Consider the following 16,223-nt stretch of genomic DNA (forward strand, 5'->3'; position numbering starts at 1 on the left):
GCCTCATCTCCCCCGCGTGGCGGAGAGGTGCTCGGTGAGGGTGGTGAGTCCGCCGTTCCAGCCCTCGAGTTCCACGGCGGCGTTGTCCGCCGCGTCACCGAACCGCGCCGCCAGGGCGTCGAACCCCACCTGGGTGACGGTGAGCAGACTCCCCGTACCCGAGGCCCTGACCTCGAAGGTCACCAGGGTGCTGTCGTCCGCCCCGGGATCGGTCCCGGGCTCCATGGCGATCCGGTAGGCGAACCTGCGCGGCGCGTCCACCTCGACGACCCCGCCCCGGAAGGTTCCGTGCTCGGCCCAGCGCAGCTCCATCGGTGCTCCCGCGCGGGGTTCGAAATCGGCGCCGTCGAAGGCGTACCAGGCCGCGAAGTGCTCCGGCGTCGTCAGGACCTCCCAGAGCCGCTCCGGGCTGGCCTCCACGTGCACGGTGCGTTCGACCGTCAACGGATCGAGCAGACCGCGTGCGGCGGCGAGCTCGATCTCCCACCCCTCGACCTGTCCGGCGACGTGGCGGCGCGGTTCGGCCTCGGCCAGACCCAGCCCCTCGAACCCGCTCTCCACGACCGTCAGCGTCACACCGCCCGGCCGCTCACGAATCCGGATCTCCACCTGCGTGGACTGATCGTCGTCCACCCTGCCGACCCAGCTGAACACGGCGTGGTGTGGCGGATCGAGCTTCTCCGTCCGCACCCGGAACACCCCGTGCGTGGGGTCGTGCACGAGGTGCACACCCTCCTCGACCTCCTCGATTCGGTGGTCGACCACCCGGCCGTCGTTGATGAACCATCCCGGCCGCGAGACGAGCCCCCAGACCCGCTCCGCGGTGGCGTCGATGTCCACCTGTCGTTCGATCCTGTCCATACCAACCCCCCTTGTGCAACCCCAGGATTGCACATGAGCCAGCCAAACTGCAACCAATACATTGCATCATCCTTGTGCCGATCAGTCCATCCGGACTAAAATCCGTCCATACGGCCTAACTCGTTCGGAGCCCCCCATGACCCCACTCCTGTGGTCCGGAGCCGTCGGCTCCTGGCTGTTCGTCGCCGTCTTCCTGCTGGACGGCCTCACCCGACCCGGGTACCACCCGGTCAGGCAACCCGTCAGCGCCCTCGCGCTCGGACCGCGCGGCTGGATCCAGACGACCAACTTCGTCCTCTGCGGTCTGCTGATCGCGGCCGGGGCCACCACCCTGCCCACCGCCACCGACGGCTATGCGCTGGCCCTGGGCGCGGGAGTGCTCGGACTCGCCCTGGTGGCCTCGGGAATCTTCCGCATGGACCCGATGCGCGGTTACCCGCCCGGCACCCCGGACTCCACCCCGCAGGAGTACTCCACTCGGCACCAGGCGCACGACTGGGCGGGCACGGTGGTGTTCCTGCTGCTGCCCGGGGTCGCGCTCATCGCGGTCCTCGAACTCGCGGACCCGGCCTGGAAGGTGGGATCGGGGATCGTCGCCGCGGCGTCCGCTGTGGCGGCCGGCGCGTTTGGCCACCTGTGGGAGCAGGACTCGCCCAGGGTGGGCCTGGTGCAGCGAGCCGCGATCACCGTCAGCCTGGTCTGGCTCGGCTGCCTGTTCGCCTGGGCGGCTACCTGAAGTCCGCCGCGTGATCACGCGCGGGCCGCCCGACGGCCTCCCGCAGGGTCGGCGCTGACTCCGATTGGAGGACCTCCGAGCCCTCCGGGTCCGACTCACCTCCGGAGTAGTGCTCGAACCCCCACAGGAAGTCGGCGTTCTCCGCAGCGAATCCCCCCTTGGCCAGATGGTCTCCCTCTCCGTGAGGGGATCGACCACCTCGAAGCGCACCGGTTCCCCGATCGCGGCCACCTGTTCCCGGCGGCTCACCAGCTCCGGCCCGTTCAGCGTGTACGCCATCCCGGCGTGGCCCTCCCCCACCAGCGAGGCCACCGCCGCATCCGCGATGTCCCGCTCGTGCACCGGGTACCAGGCCTCCTCCGGCGACGCCTCACCAACCGCCGAGCCCTGATCGAAGGCCCCCACAGCCACAGCTTGTTCAACGCGAACTCCCCCGGAACGCACGTGCGTCCATGCAACCAGGGGTCGAACACTCGATCCAGCCACAGACGAGACGCCACATGAGGACGGCGGCGCCGGACTCCGGATGGACGGACAGAATCCACCAGCGCCAGCCAGGCACGAGCGAGGTGAGCGGAAGCACCCACGCGGCCACAGACCAGACGCGTCACAGAAACAGAAGGAAGCGTGGGTTGAACGGGGATCCGGGCGATCACATCAGCCGTGGACGAGCCGCCTCGGTGAGCGCGGCCACGCGCGAGCAGGGGCGGCGAGGTGCGCGAGCTCCAGCGAGCGCACACCGGGGGGCTCGGGGGGTCGTCCCCCCGAAAACAGGAACGGACTGCGGCGAGGAGGACGAAGTCCCCCGAGCAGCAGCCCGTTTCTCGTGGAGCTATGGGGATTCGAACCCCAGACCTCCTCCATGCCATGGAGGCGCGCTACCAACTGCGCCATAGCCCCTGGTAGGCCGGGCGGTTTCCCCGCTCGGCACACTTCAACTCTACAGGAAGTCAAGGGTGGGTCGGACCAGGATGAAACCTTGGATGGCCTTCTGGTGTTCCCCGGCGTGGGGGCTGGTCTCGGTCGGGCCGAATACTCTGGTGGCGTGGCCGAATCAAAGCTTGAAATCCAGATGCTGCATGACCGCCTGTTGGTGAAGACGGTCCCGGACAAGAGTGAGCGGCGCAGCAGCGCGGGTCTGGTCATCCCGGACACGGTGAAGCTGGCGACCCGGTTGGCCTGGGGTGAGGTGCGCGGCGCCGGAACGGGCGCGCGTCACGTGAAGACGGGTGACCGTGTGCTCTTCGATCCCGAGGAGCAGGGTGAGGTCGAGTTGAACGGTGAGCGTTACGTGATCCTGCGGGAGCGGGACGTCCACGCGATCGCGAACGAGGCGCCCGATCGGGGCACCGGTCTGTACTTGTGAGGGTCGACCGGCCCCGAGCGGTCAGTCCGCCCTTCACCGCGAGACGGCCTTGACCAGTGACATCAGGCACATGTTGTGTGCCTCGAAGGCGGGGACCCTGGCCGTGGTCACGTGGAGCCAGCCCGCGTAGAGGGTGGACCACATGAGCTGCTGTGCCCACAGCGGCGTGATCCGGGGGTCGATGGTGCCGTCCTCGTGCCCGCGCTCGACGATCTCGTAGAGGGCGAGGTCGCTGGGCCCGCACTCCTCCTCATCCTGTGCCTGCACGGTCTCGTCTCCGGCGAAGGAGAGCATGGCGGTCTGGCGGAGCGCGAAGTACTCGGACACGAGTCGCGAGAAGGCCTCGATGGCGGTGCCCTCGGTGGTGCGTGCGCGTTCGGTGGCCTCGTTGGCCAGTTCGTCGGTGTAGTCGACGAGGGCGGTCACGAGGTCGGCGCGTTCGGGGAAGTAGCGCTGGAGCGTACTCCGCGCCACCCCGGCGCGTGTGGCCACCTGGGACAGTGGCGCGGCTCGGTTCTCGCCCAGCACGTCGACGGCGGCGTCGAGGATCGCCCGGCGGGTTCGGGCGCGGGTTCTGGTCTCTTCCTCAGAGGGAGCGCTCTTCACCATGCCCTCATAGTAGGGGCGTCGGTAATCTGTTGACAATAATCGGGCACCTATGACCTAATTTCATCCATGACTGCTCATCCACCGGTAGAACATGCCCCACCCGACCCTTCGGACAGAACCACGCAGGAGCCGCGCTTCGCCCAGTTGAGGGTGCTCTGGTCCTTCGTCCGCCCGTACCGGAGCAAGCTCCTGCTGGGCCTGGTCCTCGCCCTGTTCGGCTCGGCCCTGGAGCTGGCCAACCCGATGGTGGTCAAGCTCGTCCTGGACACCATCTCCGACGCGGGCAGCCTCGCGATGCCCATCGCGATCCTGCTCAGCCTGTTCTGTGTCGGTCTCGTCACCGGCCTGTGGCACTGGATCGTGCTCGGGACCGTCGCCGAGAAGGTCGTCCTGGAGGCCCGCACCTCCCTCGTCCGGCGCTACTTCCGGGCAGCCCTGTTCCCGATGTCCAAGCGCTCCTCCGGCGAACTCGTCACGAGGGCCACCTCGGACACCGTCCTGCTGAAGGAGGCCGCCTCCAGCAGCATCATCAGCCTGGTCAACGGCGGTGTCCTGATGATCGGGACCCTGGTCATGATGGGCGTCCTCGACCTGGTCCTGCTGAGCGTCACCGTCGTCGCGGTGGTCGTCGTCACGGTCCTGTTCCTCACTCTGATGCCCGCCATCGCCAGGGCCCAGGAGAGAGCCCAGAACTCCCTCGGGCTCATGGGCGGGGTGCTCGACGGCTCCCTGCGCGCGATCCGCACGGTGAAGGTGAGCCGGGCCGAGGAGCGTCTGGGCTCGCAGATCCTCGAACACGCCGAGGACGCCACCCGGCACGGCATCCGCTCGGTCCGGCGCGAGGCCCTCGCCTGGACCATCGCCTTCGGCGGCGTCCAGCTGGCAATCATCGCCATCCTCGGTGTGGGAGCGATGCGGGTGGCCTCGGGTGAGATCGCGGTCTCCACTCTGGTCGCGTTCCTGCTCTACGCCTTCACCCTGATGAACCCGGTCATGGAGCTCTCCCAGAGCGTGACCACCCTCCAGTCGGGGATCGCCGCCGCCAAGCGCATCCGCGAGGTGGAGGCCATCCCGCTCGAACCGACCGCCGAGGGCCCGAGCGGTTCCGTTCCGGGGACCGGCGACGGTCACGGGGGGCCGCTGTTGGAGCTGCGCGGGGTCACCGCCCGGTACGCGCCCGGGGCGACCCCCGCGTTGGAGGGGGTCGACATGGCCATTCCCAGACGCGGGCACACCGCGATCGTCGGTCCCTCCGGAGCCGGAAAGACCACGGTCCTGTCGCTGCTTCTACGGTTCCTGGAACCGGAGGAGGGCCGGATCACGGTCAACGGCACGCCCTACCGCGAACTGTCCCCGCAGCAGGTGCGCGGTCACTTCGCCTACGTCGAGCAGGACACCCCTGTGGTGCCCGGCACCATTCGCGAGAACCTGCTGTTCACCAACCCGGAGGCGACGGAGGACGACGTCCGGCGGGTCCTGGACGACGTCCTGCTGGCCGAGAAGGTCGCGGCCCTGGAGGAGGGCCTGGACACTCCGCTGGACGCCAGCTCGGTCTCCGGGGGCCAGCGCCAGCGCATCGCCCTGGCCCGGGCCCTGCTCGGCTCCCCGGACGTGCTGCTCCTCGACGAGGCCACCTCACAGGTGGACGCGATCACCGAGGCCGCCATCACCCGCAGCGTCCGCAGGCACGCGGACCGGGCGGCCGTGGTCACCATCGCGCACCGGCTGTCCACGGTGATCCACGCCGACCGCATCCTGCTGCTGGAGGACGGGAACATCCGCGCGCAGGGGACCCACGGGCAGCTTCTGGAGCAGGACGACCTGTACCGGAACCTGGTCTCCGCCCTGCACATCGCCGAGACCGAGGACCGCGACGAGGAGTTGGCCTCGGGGGCGCCGTCCGTGTGATCGGCGTTCCGGTGGCGAGTACGGGCTCGGGGCCCCGTACCCGCGAGTGGCGGCGAAGAGCGGGTCAGCGGCCGGGTTCGGCGGCGACCGGGCGACATTCGGAGGCCTCCCCCACGTCGAACACCGCGTCGCAGGAGTCCCGTACCGAGGAGTCGTGGGTGGCGATCACCACCGAGCAACCCTCCTCGGCCATCTCCGCCAGGGTGTCGATGACCATGGCGCCGTTGTCCTGGTCCAGGGCCCCGGTGGGCTCGTCGGCCAGGACCAGGCGGGGCCGCTTGACCAGGAGCCGGGCCAGCGCCACGCGCTGCTGCTCACCACCGGACAGGTGGTGCACCGGCTCCCGGTCCCGCCCGGCCAGACCGACACGGTCGAGCGCCTCCGCCTGCCGCGCCCGGTCACGGCGGACCACGTCGAGGTTCTGGCGCACGGTGGCGTTCTCGATCAGGGCGTAGTTCTGGAACAGGTAGCCGAGGTGGTCCCTCCGGAAGCGCCGTCGGCGCCCGGGTCCCAACCTGGTGACGGACCGGCCGTAGAAGAGGATCTCCCCGGAGTCGGGGGCCTCCAGGAGTCCGAGGCAGTTGAGGAGCGTGGTCTTGCCGCTGCCGGACGGCCCGACCAGCGCGAGCGTCTCGCCGGGACGGATGTCGAGGTTCACGCCCTCCCACAGGACGCGACGCCCGAAGGCCTTGCCTAGGTTGAGTGTGTTGATCACGCTGTGCTCCTTGGGATGGTCGGCCGGATCATGCCTGGGAGGCGCCCTCACGCACCACGCGGCGGTGGAAGCCCACGAGGGTGGCGGTGACGAGCAGGAGGCCGGACACGGCGATGGCCGCCGCGAGGAAGGGCTGGAGTGCGAGGGCCGCCGCTGGTTCGCCGGTCACCGGGTTGGCCGGGTCGGCGTGCCAGGCGAGCTCGGACCGGGTGCGCCAGAGGGCCCAGCCGACGAACAGCGCGGCCAGGGCGCCCTCCATCACGAGGAGCCTCCGGTGGATGGCGAGGAACCCCCACCCGGCCAGGTGGCGCGCGAAGATCTTCTGGGCCCGGGCGCGGACGTGGATGACGCAGACGGAGACGGCGGTCATCAGCAGCACGACCGTGGCCGCCGACAGGTTGAAGGTCTGGAGCCGCAGGTCGTGGACGAGCTGGGTCTGGATGTCCGCCGCGCTGGTGACGACCATCTGGAGGCCGTTGACGTAGGTCGAGAAGGGCGGTCGCGCGATCGACGCCTCGGCGAAACCGGGATCGGGGAAGACCAGTCCCCCGCTGGTCGCGTAGGAGACGTAGGTGTGGTCGTCCAGGACGTCGCCGTCGGGCAGGACCACGATCACCGGGTCCTCCAGGTGGGACCGGCTGTGGAAGTCCCCGGGCAGGTCCGAGCCGTAGGTGAAGATCCGCTGTCCGGTCGCGATGGTCGCGGTCCGGAACCCCTGGGCCGGTTCCCCACCGACGAACCGCAGCCAGGAGCCGAACCCCTCCAGGAGGGCGCCGGCCTCCTTGGCCCGGTCCTCGGGGATGAGGAGGCGCACCCCGGGTTCCCTGCCGAGGCGTCGCCCGTCGGCGGCGGTCACCACCTGCTGCTCCAGGTAGGTGTCGTTGACCACCAGGACGTCGAAGTCGGGGCGCGGTCTGCCGGGCGGCACGAGGTTCTCGCCCCTCTCCCGCGCGGTCAGGACCAGCTGGCCCTCCGTGTCGGCCTGGCGGAGCCAGCCCGCGACGAGACCCTCCATGTCCTCGCGCTCGTCCGTCAGGTCGACGCTTCCGGACAGGGTGACCCGCGATGCCTGCCCCGCCTGCTCGTAGCTGTCGAGGCTCTGCTCCTGGGCGCGCACGTTCTGGGCGGAGACAACGACGTGCCCGATCACCACGAGCACGAAGACCAGTGCCGGAACCCGCACGAGGTAGGCCCCGGCACCGGCGAGACGGGCGGGCAGCCTCCCCTTGAGGGCGCCCAGGATGTCGGTGGCGTGCACCATGGCCAGTGCGAAGGCATGGGCGACCAGGGCCGCGCCGACAAGCAGGGCAAGGAGCTGTCCCGAGATCGCGGCGAACAGGCCGAGCTGGGACCAGCGGTTGTGGAGGTACAGGGCCAGAAGGACCAGGGCGACGGCGCTGAGGCCGAACCCGAGGTGGAACCGGGCCAGCTGGGCCAGGTCGCGCCCGAGGATGCCCGCGTAGGAGTGTCCCTGAAGACGCAGCACACCATAGGAACGGGCGTTGAGGAGGACCCCTGAGGCCGTGACCGTGACGGCGAACAGCAGGAGGATGACCAACGCGGTGTCGAGGTCGCCGCCGTACCGGTAGAGGTCGGTCCAGTTCAGTTCCTGCGCGCCGACGCTGGAGACCTCGCGGAGACCGATCCCGGCGAGCTCCTCCTCGAACCGCTGGGTGTCCGCCTCCGACCCGAAGACCAGGTAGAACCCGCGCGGATCGGGTTGTTCGAGGTCGGCGAAGGGACGGACGTCCGTGCGCATCGTGTGCCCGAAGGAGGGGTAACCGTCCTCCAGCCAGTCCGCGGCGGGCGCCCCGGGCGCACCCGCCGCCAGGTACAGGTGGCGGGCGTTGCCGGGATCGCGGAGGTCGGGCGTGTGCAGTGCGACGGAGACCCCGGTCTCCTCCGCGAACCCCTCGACCGTGTCGACGATCCGCGCGAGATCGGCGTTTCCGCTGTTGCTGTTCACCCAGACCACGCCGGAGGGAACCGTGATCGCCATTTCCTCATAGGTGCGAACCGTGACAAAGGCGAGAAAGGCCGCGACCAGAAGGAGAACGAAATGCGTGAAGGTGACACTTCGGTGCAGCACCGAACACTCCGAGGGGTAGGGGGACAAAGGGGCGGGGACCCGACGCCCCTCAGGTCAGCACGTGCCGACTTCGTTGTTCCAGTAGGTGGCGTTGTTCTTCTTCGCACGCGGGGCGCTCGCGTACGACCACCGGCCCGCGGGCGCCTTGCCCACGGACCTGTAGGTGCCCACGGCGGTGGAGGTGTGGCACACGGTCTCGTGGAGGTAGTTCGAGTAGACGTGGGACGACGTCATTCCCTCGTCCCACTTTCCACCACCGACATTCTGGATTCGAGCAGCAACCGGACCAACAGCGGCGAAAGCGAGAAATCCGGACAGAATAACCACGAGAGACGTACGCTGAAAGCTGCCCACGAATTCATCCTCTTCTCGGATCGACGACCACTCACGAGTAGACCAGAGAATGCACGTCCATTCGCGAGAAATCAAGAGGGAAGCGACAGCGCGGGCCGAAGGGGAAACCCATCACCCGCACCCACCATGGGCCTCGGAGAACGCGAGCAAGCCAGGCGCCTCAATGAGCGCGGCCAACAGATTGACGCCCAACCCACGCGCCGAACGGGGAACCGCACACACGCACCAGCGTGAGCAAAGGCCGTACCCGAGCCACAGACAGGACAACCGATGAGCAGGACCACGAGCAGATCGACGCCCAGCCCACTCGCCGAACAGGAACCGCACACGTACGGCAGTGCGAGACGCCGCAGCGAGCCCGAGCAAAGGCGTCGGCCAAGCACGGTCGAACGGAAGCCGTCCACGTGCCCCAACCAGAGCACGGCAACCAACAGGCCTGTGTGCCCAACCACGCGCGGGCCGAACGGAAAGCCGGACGATCACACCGGCCATGGACGAGCGCCTCGGTGAGCGCGGCCACGCGCGAGCAGGAGCGGCGAGGCGCGCGAGCCCCAGCAAGCGCACACCGGAGGGCTCGGGGGGTCGTCCCCCCAAAGAAACGACGAAACGACCAGGCGAGCGCGTTCACGCGCGAGCGGGGGCAGCGAGATGCGCGAGCCCCAGCGAGCGCACAACCGGGGGCTCGGGGGCGTCCCCCCAGAGAAACGACGAAACGACCAGGCGAGCGCGTTCACGCGCGAGCGGGGGCGGCGAGGTGCGCGAGCCCCAGCGAGCGCACAACCGGGGGGCTCGGGGGGTCGTCCCCCCGAAAACAGGAACGGACTGCGGCGAGGAGGACGAAGTCCCCCGAGCAGCAGCCCGTTTCTCGTGGAGCTATGGGGATTCGAACCCCAGACCTCCTCCATGCCATGGAGGCGCGCTACCAACTGCGCCATAGCCCCTTGTGGGAGTCGTTGGGGCGTGTGCCCTTCCGACTCCCTGAACCTTAGCGGAAGATGGGCGGTTCGTCGAAACGGGTTCAGGCGTCGTCGCTGAGCACCACGGGCTCGGGGAGGCTGGCGGCGTTGTGTTCCATGAGGCGCCAGGTGTCTGCCCGGGTCTGGAGCACGGACCAGCACGCGTTGCTGAGCGGGCCGAGGATCTCCCGTTGTTCGTCGGGGATGCCGAGCATGCGGGTGATGCCGATCCGCAGGGCCGCCCCGTGGCTGACGACGACCAGGAGACCGCCGGGCGGGGTCCTGTCGATCCCCCGGTGGATGGCGGCGTACATGCGGTCCCCGACGTCGGAGATGTGTTCGCCGTCGGGGATGTCCATGCGGGGGTGTTCGACGGGCCAGCGTTCGGCGAGTTCGGTGGCGGTGTGCCCCTCCCAGGAGCCGCCGAAGCGTTCTCGGAGGCCCTTGTCGTACTCCATCGGGAGTCCCGAGGACCGCGAGAGGTACCCGGCGGTGTCCGCGGCCCTTTTGAGGTCGGACGCGACGATGACGTCGGGGGCCAGGGTGGCGAGCAGCCGACCGGCCCGTTCGGCCTGGGCGTGGCCGACCGGGTCGAGGTCGATGTCGGTCTGTCCCTGGAATCGTTTCTCGACGTTCCAGGCGGTGCGTCCGTGCCGCCAGAACAGCACACGGGGCGCGTCAGTCACGTGTTGTGTCCTTCTTGTTCGGCGACCGGACGGCCGCGGAGGTTACGGCTCGTCCAGGGGGGTGCGCTCGGCGCCCCGGGCGGTCTCGGGGAGTTCGATCTCCGGGCAGTCCTTCCAGAGGCGTTCGAGGCCGTAGTAGCCGCGCTCCTCCTCGTGCTGGATGTGGACGACGATGTCGGCGTAGTCCAGGAGGACCCAGCGGCCGTCGCGCTCGCCCTCGCGACGCAGGGGCTTGGCGCCGGAGTGGATGCGGAGCTGGTCCTCGATCTCGTCGACGATGGCGCGGACCTGGCGGTCGTTGGGCGCCGAGCACAGGACGAAGGCCTCGGTGATGACGAGCTGGTCGCTCACGTCGTAGGCGATGATCTCCTGGGCGAGCTTGTCGGAGGCCGCCTCTGCGGCGACCTTGACGAGTTCCAGGGCCCTGTCGGTGGCTGTCACGTTGTGCCTGCTGCCTTACTTGGTCGGGATGCGGGTCCGCGTGGCGCGGTCAGGACTCCAGGTAGAGCCCGGTCTTGTGGATGTAGCGGACGATGCCGTCGGGTACGAGGTACCAGATGGGTTCGCCCTTGCGGACGCGTTCGCGGCACTCGGTGGAGGAGATGGCGAGCGCGGGGACCTCCACCAGGGAGACCTTGCCCTCGGGCAGGCCGGTGTCACTCAGGTGGTGTCCCGGCCGGTTACAGCCTACGAAATGTGCGAGGTCGAAGAGTTCGTCAACGTTGTGCCAGCTCAGAATGGCGCCCAAAGCGTCGGCCCCGGTGATGAAGAAGAGCTCCACGTCTGGGCCGTAGGCGGCGCGCATCTGGCGGAGGGTGTCGAGGGTGTAGGTGGGACCGGAACGGTCGATCTCGACGCGGTCGACCCTGAACTGGGGGTTCTCGGCGGTCGCGATGACCGTCATGAGGTAGCGGTCCTCGGAGGGGGTGACCTTGTCGAGGTCCTTCTGCCAGGGTTGGCCGGTGGGAACGAAGACCACCTCGTCGAGTCCGAAGAGGTGGGCGACCTCACTCGCGGCGACGAGGTGCCCGTGGTGGATGGGGTCGAAGGTTCCGCCCATGATTCCGACACGGGTCGGCGCGGAGCCGTCCCGTCTCACGGGTGAGCTCCCTCCGTGGGAGCCGCCGGTGGCCTGGTGTGTCACTGTGCGCTCCGTTTCGCCGTGGCGCTGCCGTCTTGCCGGTTTCGGCCAACCGAGGTTAGCCGACCCTGGCGGGTGTCGGCCCTCTCCCGGGCGCGTTACTCCCGGATCAGCTGAAACAAGGGCCGGGACGCAGTACTTCCCGTGGGGTTCGTGAAACTCCGGGGAGTCAAGTCATATCTCGATGGCCCGGAACCGTGGCCAACGGGCATCGTGCCGCATAGCATGCCGTTATGGCCAACTCACCAGACCGCGTACGCGTCCGGCTCACAGACATCTCCCCACGTGCCTACGAGCACCCCGCCGACCGTGGCGCCCTGGTCGCGCTGCGATCGCTGTCGGGCTTCGACACCCTCGTCAAGTCCCTGTTCGGTCGGGTCAACGAGCGCTCGCTCCGCCTGATGTTCCTCTCCAGTGCCGTGCGGGTCAGCCCCACGCAGTTCCCGGAGCTGCACGACTACCTCCGCGACGCCGCCTACGTCCTCGACCTGGACGAGGTGCCCGAGCTCTACGTGAAGATGGACCCCCAGCCCAACGCCATGGCGATCGGCCGCAAGAAGCCGTTCATCGTCATGACGACCGGTCTGTTCGACCTCTTCAACGACGAGGAGAAGCGGTTCGTCATCGGCCACGAGGTCGGTCACGTGCTGAGCGGGCACTCCGTGTACCGCACCATGCTCCTGCTGTTGGTGTGGCTCTCCACCAAGATCATGTGGATTCCGCTGGGCGCGATCGCGATTCAGGCGATCCTGGCGGGTCTGCGGGAGTGGCAGCGCAAGTCCGAGCTCTCCAGCGACCGCGCCGGCCTGCTCGCCTGCCAGAATCCCGAGGCCGCCAAGCGCGCCCTGATGAAGCTGGCCGGCGGCTCGAACCTGTCCCAGATGAACCCGGACGCGTTCATGGAGCAGGCCCGCGAGTACGAGGGCGGCGGCGACGCCGTGGACAGCGTCCTCAAGCTGATGACCACCATCCCGCAGAGCCACCCGTTCGCGGTGGTTCGGGTGGCCGAGCTGCACCGGTGGATCGAGAGCGGCGACTACCAGCGGGTCCTGGACGGTGAGTACGCGCGCCGCTCCACCGACCGTGACGCCAGCGTCTCGGAGGAGGCGAGCAACGCGGCCAACTCCTACCGCGAGGGCTGGAGCCGTTCCTCCGACCCGCTGGTGAAGACCATCCGGGACGTGGCGGGCGGCGCCGGGCGCGCCGGTGGCCAGATCTTCGACACGGTGGCCGACCGCTGGCGGGGCGGCCAGAACGGCGGCGCCGAGGGCGGCGGCGACCAGAACGGCAACGGCAACAGCAACTAGCCTCACCTCGTCCTACGGGGGCGGTGCTCGGTCCGGCCGGGTACCGCCCCCGTGGTGTGTCCGGGGCCCCGTGGGGGCGCGGTCAGCCCCAGCCGCTGGCGAGCGTGTCGCGCACCTCGCGCCAGGCGGCGCGTTCGGGGTCGATGACGGCGAAGTGGTCGATGCCGGGGACCTCCCGGTAGTCGACCGGGTCCCCGGCCGCTTCGGCAGCCGCCACGTAGTCGCGGCTGTGCTGGACCGGTACTCGCTGGTCGACGTCCCCGTGGACCACAAGCTGCGGAAGGCCGAAGGGCAACTGGTGCAGCGGGGAGGACTCGGTGTAGAGGGCGGGTGCGGGGTCGGGGCCCAGGAAGGGTGCGACGGCTCCCTCCCCCAGTTCGGCCTCCGCGCAGCGGCGCAGGTCGGTGATGGGGGCGATGGCGACCACTGAGGTCACCAGGGAGTCCGCGGCCGTCATCAGGGCAAGGTGTCCCCCGGCCGAGTGGCCGATCGAGACCACGCGTGAGGAGTCCAGGTCCGGGTCGCGATCGGCGGTGGCGGCGAGGAGATCGAGGGCGCGGGCGACGTCGTCCCTGGTCCGCGGCCAACCGCCGCCGTCCTCGCCGGTGCGCCGGTACTCGACGTTCCACACGGCCCACCCGGAGGCGGCGAGGTCGCGGGCGATCGGGTCCATGAGGTGGGCGTCGTGCAGGTCGCGCCACCAGCCGCCGTGCAGGAGGACCGCCACGGGCGCGGGGCCCTCGGCGCCCTCGGGGTCCCAACGGTGGACGATCTGGCTGGGATGCTCATCGTAGGACGTCGTCACCGTGGTCCTCCCTTGCTCGTGGCCAGTCCCGTTCCGGCTCAGAGGCGCCCGAGGGCGCCACCTCCGGTGCCGGGTGGCCGGTGTCTCGGAGGAACGTAGCAGGTCAAGCCGGGGGCGTGGTCCGCCGGTCCGGCCCGTGGGCGGTCTGCGGCCCGAGGTGGCTTCGGGGATCCGGCGTCGGCGCGCAGTATTGGTGACGACCGTCAAGAGACCTGCATGGAGAGTTTTCCACAGTGCGCCCAACCACCGGCTAAGGCGGGGACCAGACCGGGCACGTGGGCGAGGGCCGCTATCGTGTCCGCGTGACGCCCAACAGTGACCGGACAGCCGGGACCGACGCCGATCCCCTGCCGGACACCCCCGAGGGTTCCTCGACGGACATCGAGCGGCGGCGGCCGCGGTCCCTGATCGTCTCCCTCTTCGGCTCCTACGCCCGTGACGTGGGCGGGTGGATCGGGGTGGCCGACCTCATCGCGCTCATGGCCGGCCTCGACGTGGACGGCCCAGCCGTCCGCTCGGCGGTGTCGCGGCTCAAGCGCCGGGGCTTGTTGACACCCGAACGCCTGGGCGGGGTGGCCGGGTACCGTCTGTCCGACCAGGGGCGACGCATCCTCGCCGAGGGCGAACAGCGCATCTTCGGCCACCGGGTCGCCCGCGTGCAGGACGGCTGGGTGCTCGTGGTCTTCTCGGTGCCCGAGTCCGAGCGGCGCCGCCGCCACGCCCTGCGCGCGCAGCTCACCCGGCTCGGCTTCGGCACCACCGCCTCCGGAGTGTGGATCGCCCCCGCCCACCTGGCGGAACAGGCCCGCACCGCGCTGCGCGATCTCGGGCTGGAGGAGCACGCGGAGCTGTTCCACGCCTCCTACCTGGACTTTCGCGATCTCACCGCGTCCGTGTCGCGCTGGTGGGACCTGCCCGCACTCCAGGCGATGTACCAGGGGTTCCTCGACGAGCACGAACCCGTGGCGACAGCATGGCGCCGCCGGGGCGCCCGCGCGCACCAGGAACCGGGACTGCGCGCGGCGGCCTTCGCCGACCACCTGCGGGCGGTGGACGCGTGGCGGCGGATGCCCTTCCTCGACCCGGGCCTGCCCCCGGAACTGCTCCCCGACCGCTGGGCGGGCAGCCGGGCGGCTCGGGTCTTCTTCGAACTGCACGCCCTGCTGCGCGGACCGGGTCTGGAGCACGTCCGCGCCGCGGCGACCCTCGACCCCACGACCTCGTAGGAGTCCGTCCCATCACCTCGTCGCACCGATGGCTCCCAGGCGACCGGCCCGGGGATCACGGCGACGCCGACGAGTTCGACAAGGGCGTCCGGCTCGAACAACTCGGGCCACCCCCAGTAGGGCCATCTCGGGGTCGTGGGGCCCAGGTGGGCACGGTAGGCGCGGCCGACGTCGCGGGTCGCTGTCCGGTATCCGGGGACGTCGGTGGTGTGGATGGTGAGGCTCACGAGGTGTTCGGGGGCTCCCCCCCCGTAGGCCCGGAGGGCGGTGACGACATTGCCGAGGGCCACCCCGAACTGGTCCGGCAGGGTTCGGGCGCCGGTGTCCCGTCCGGCCCGCAGGCGATCTGCCCGGCAGATGGACGGCGCGCCCGGGTGCGGGCCCACCGCGTGCGAGAAGCCGGAGGCGGGGCCGAGTTCGGGCGGGTTGACCAGCGCGGGCAGGGTCGGGGGCCGACTCGCCGGTTCCACGTGCTCCCGTTCCACCAGTGCCCGTTCCACTCGGGCTCCCGACGGCCGATGAAGGCCAAGCGGAAGTCCCGGTGGAGTTCGAAGTGCCGCCAGTGTTAGGTCAGGGGCGCGGACGCCCGGAAGGCGCTCATCGGTGGGTTCCCCCACCGTCGATGGTCAGTGACTGGCCGTTGACCGCCCCGGCCAGGGGGCTGGCCAGGTAGACGACGGCGGCGGCCACCTCGTCGGGTTCGATGAGTCGGCCCAGGGGGCTGGCCGTGGCCAGAGCCGCCTCGGCCTGTTCGAGCCCGCGCCCGGTTCGTTCGGCGATGCGGGCCACGGAGCGCTCGGTCATGGGGGTGCGAACGAAGGACGGGCACACGGCGTTGCTGGTGACGCCGGTGCCCACCACCTCGGCGGCGACGGCCCGGGCGAGGCCGAGCATCGCGTGTTTGGAGGCGGTGTAGGCGGCGGTGTAGCGGGATCCGGTGTGCGCGGCGGTGGAGGCGATGAAGACGATCCGCCCCCGGTCGCGGGCGAGCATGCCTGGCAGGAGCGCCCGGGTGAGCAGGAAGGCCGAGGTGGTGTTGGTGCGCAGGTGGGTGTCCCACAGGTCGAGATTGGTGCCCCGCAGCGGTGCGCTCTGCGCGGTGCCCGCGTTGTTGACCAGCACGGACACTTCTCCGAGGCCGTCCGCCAGGGACTCCACCGCCTGTTCGTCGGTGATGTCGCAGATCCGGGTGGTGACGTTGAGGCCGTGTGCGCGGGCCCTGCGCTCCATGGCGGCCAGCCGCCCGGAGTCCCGCCCGAGGGCGACCACCTCGTCCCCCTCACTCGCCAGGGCGAACACGATGGCCCGCCCGATTCCGCCGGAACCACCGGAGACCACGACACGCCGTTCGGAGTCAGCCATGCCCCGGAATGTATCACCGGGCCATGACCATCGTCACTGCTACGACATAACAGTGGTGTTTGTGGGACAGATGGGATCGAAGTGGCCTTGAAAGCGGGCTGG

General features: G+C 69.8%; 16 protein-coding genes and 2 tRNA genes. 6 read left to right on the forward strand and 12 right to left on the reverse strand.

Translation table 11 applies throughout. From position 1 onward, the window contains the following. Window positions 1-3: 3 nt before the first annotated feature. Complete coding sequence (locus ADX84_RS00955; protein WP_049565848.1) at window positions 4-861, reverse strand: SRPBCC domain-containing protein; 858 nt, start codon at window positions 859-861, stop codon at window positions 4-6. A gap of 136 nt (window positions 862-997) precedes the next feature. Here ADX84_RS00955 and ADX84_RS00960 point away from each other — a divergent pair, with 136 nt between their 5' ends. Together ADX84_RS00960 and ADX84_RS25880 are read left to right on the forward strand one after the other, a co-directional pair. Beyond that, window positions 998-1,597 (forward strand): DUF998 domain-containing protein, encoded by a 600-nt coding sequence (locus ADX84_RS00960; protein WP_049565852.1) that lies wholly within the window; start codon window positions 998-1,000, stop codon window positions 1,595-1,597. A gap of 181 nt (window positions 1,598-1,778) precedes the next feature. Next, the gene (locus ADX84_RS25880) at window positions 1,779-1,988 is read left to right on the forward strand and encodes a hypothetical protein (protein WP_156207994.1); all 210 of its coding nucleotides are present in this window, start codon (window positions 1,779-1,781) and stop codon (window positions 1,986-1,988) included. Window positions 1,989-2,424: 436 nt separating this feature from the next. Here the strand turns inward: ADX84_RS25880 and ADX84_RS00970 are convergent. Then, window positions 2,425-2,497, reverse strand: a tRNA-Ala gene (locus ADX84_RS00970). A gap of 172 nt (window positions 2,498-2,669) precedes the next feature. On the opposite strand from ADX84_RS00970, the gene ADX84_RS00975 reads away from it, so the two are divergent. Beyond that, window positions 2,670-2,963: a co-chaperone GroES gene (locus tag ADX84_RS00975; protein WP_017545236.1), complete on the forward strand. Its 294-nt coding sequence runs from the start codon at window positions 2,670-2,672 to the stop codon at window positions 2,961-2,963. A 33-nt stretch (window positions 2,964-2,996) separates the two neighbouring features. Here the strand turns inward: ADX84_RS00975 and ADX84_RS00980 are convergent, their stop codons facing one another. Beyond that, complete coding sequence (locus tag ADX84_RS00980; RefSeq protein ID WP_049565856.1) at window positions 2,997-3,572, reverse strand: TetR/AcrR family transcriptional regulator; 576 nt, start codon at window positions 3,570-3,572, stop codon at window positions 2,997-2,999. 150 nt (window positions 3,573-3,722) lie between these two features. Here ADX84_RS00980 and ADX84_RS00985 point away from each other — a divergent pair, with 150 nt between their 5' ends. After that, a complete protein-coding gene (locus ADX84_RS00985) occupies window positions 3,723-5,480 on the forward strand; it encodes an ABC transporter ATP-binding protein (RefSeq protein WP_049565858.1) in 1,758 nt (585 codons plus the stop codon). 64 nt (window positions 5,481-5,544) lie between these two features. Here ADX84_RS00985 and ADX84_RS00990 read toward each other — a convergent pair whose 3' ends face one another. The 7 genes from ADX84_RS00990 to nadD all read right to left on the reverse strand — a co-directional run bounded on the left by ADX84_RS00990 (window position 5,545) and on the right by nadD (window position 11,379). Beyond that, window positions 5,545-6,195, reverse strand: a complete 651-nt coding sequence (locus ADX84_RS00990; protein WP_049565861.1) for an ABC transporter ATP-binding protein — start codon at window positions 6,193-6,195, stop codon at window positions 5,545-5,547. 28 nt (window positions 6,196-6,223) lie between these two features. Further along, window positions 6,224-8,194 carry a bacteriocin-associated integral membrane family protein gene (locus ADX84_RS00995; RefSeq protein WP_049565864.1) on the reverse strand — a complete coding sequence of 657 codons (1,971 nt, stop codon included), beginning with the start codon at window positions 8,192-8,194 and terminating at the stop codon, window positions 6,224-6,226. A gap of 144 nt (window positions 8,195-8,338) precedes the next feature. Beyond that, window positions 8,339-8,638, reverse strand: a complete 300-nt coding sequence (locus ADX84_RS01000; protein ID WP_049565866.1) for a lactococcin 972 family bacteriocin — start codon at window positions 8,636-8,638, stop codon at window positions 8,339-8,341. Between the two features lie 868 nt (window positions 8,639-9,506). Further along, window positions 9,507-9,579 (reverse strand) — tRNA-Ala (locus tag ADX84_RS01005). A gap of 77 nt (window positions 9,580-9,656) precedes the next feature. After that, a complete protein-coding gene (locus tag ADX84_RS01010) occupies window positions 9,657-10,280 on the reverse strand; it encodes a histidine phosphatase family protein (protein WP_049565869.1) in 624 nt (207 codons plus the stop codon). 42 nt (window positions 10,281-10,322) lie between these two features. Further along, window positions 10,323-10,721, reverse strand: coding sequence for a ribosome silencing factor (gene rsfS / locus ADX84_RS01015; protein ID WP_049565872.1), 399 nt, complete (start codon window positions 10,719-10,721; stop codon window positions 10,323-10,325). Between the two features lie 49 nt (window positions 10,722-10,770). Then, window positions 10,771-11,379 (reverse strand): nicotinate-nucleotide adenylyltransferase, encoded by a 609-nt coding sequence (gene nadD, locus ADX84_RS01020; RefSeq protein WP_304413744.1) that lies wholly within the window; start codon window positions 11,377-11,379, stop codon window positions 10,771-10,773. Between the two features lie 275 nt (window positions 11,380-11,654). On the opposite strand from nadD, the gene ADX84_RS01025 reads away from it, so the two are divergent. Next, window positions 11,655-12,728: a M48 family metallopeptidase gene (locus ADX84_RS01025; protein WP_049565876.1), complete on the forward strand. Its 1,074-nt coding sequence runs from the start codon at window positions 11,655-11,657 to the stop codon at window positions 12,726-12,728. An 82-nt stretch (window positions 12,729-12,810) separates the two neighbouring features. Here the strand turns inward: ADX84_RS01025 and ADX84_RS01030 are convergent, their stop codons facing one another. Further along, on the reverse strand, window positions 12,811-13,533 hold the full coding sequence (locus ADX84_RS01030) for a S9 family peptidase (protein ID WP_049565880.1): 723 nt from the start codon (window positions 13,531-13,533) through the stop codon (window positions 12,811-12,813). Window positions 13,534-13,835: 302 nt separating this feature from the next. On the opposite strand from ADX84_RS01030, the gene ADX84_RS01035 reads away from it, so the two are divergent. Next, entirely contained in the window at window positions 13,836-14,759 is a 924-nt protein-coding gene (locus ADX84_RS01035; protein WP_082206234.1) for a PaaX family transcriptional regulator C-terminal domain-containing protein, read from the forward strand. Between the two features lie 597 nt (window positions 14,760-15,356). On the opposite strand, the gene ADX84_RS01040 is transcribed toward ADX84_RS01035, so the two are convergent. Further along, window positions 15,357-16,121: an SDR family NAD(P)-dependent oxidoreductase gene (locus ADX84_RS01040; protein WP_049565883.1), complete on the reverse strand. Its 765-nt coding sequence runs from the start codon at window positions 16,119-16,121 to the stop codon at window positions 15,357-15,359. Window positions 16,122-16,223: the final 102 nt, after the last annotated feature.

Source organism: Nocardiopsis sp. SBT366, from assembly GCF_001083815.1.
In the GTDB taxonomy this organism is placed as follows: domain Bacteria; phylum Actinomycetota; class Actinomycetes; order Streptosporangiales; family Streptosporangiaceae; genus Nocardiopsis; species Nocardiopsis prasina.

Coding starts and splice junctions, on each gene's coding strand:
- ADX84_RS01025 (WP_049565876.1), top strand. CDS start 11,655: ATGGCCAACTCACCAGACCGCGTACGCGTCCGGCTCACAGACATCTCC.
- ADX84_RS00975 (WP_017545236.1), top strand. CDS start 2,670: ATGCTGCATGACCGCCTGTTGGTGAAGACGGTCCCGGACAAGAGTGAG.
- ADX84_RS00995 (WP_049565864.1), bottom strand. CDS start 8,194: ATGGCGATCACGGTTCCCTCCGGCGTGGTCTGGGTGAACAGCAACAGC.
- ADX84_RS00980 (WP_049565856.1), bottom strand. CDS start 3,572: ATGGTGAAGAGCGCTCCCTCTGAGGAAGAGACCAGAACCCGCGCCCGA.
- ADX84_RS00955 (WP_049565848.1), bottom strand. CDS start 861: ATGGACAGGATCGAACGACAGGTGGACATCGACGCCACCGCGGAGCGG.
- ADX84_RS00960 (WP_049565852.1), top strand. CDS start 998: ATGACCCCACTCCTGTGGTCCGGAGCCGTCGGCTCCTGGCTGTTCGTC.
- ADX84_RS01040 (WP_049565883.1), bottom strand. CDS start 16,121: ATGGCTGACTCCGAACGGCGTGTCGTGGTCTCCGGTGGTTCCGGCGGA.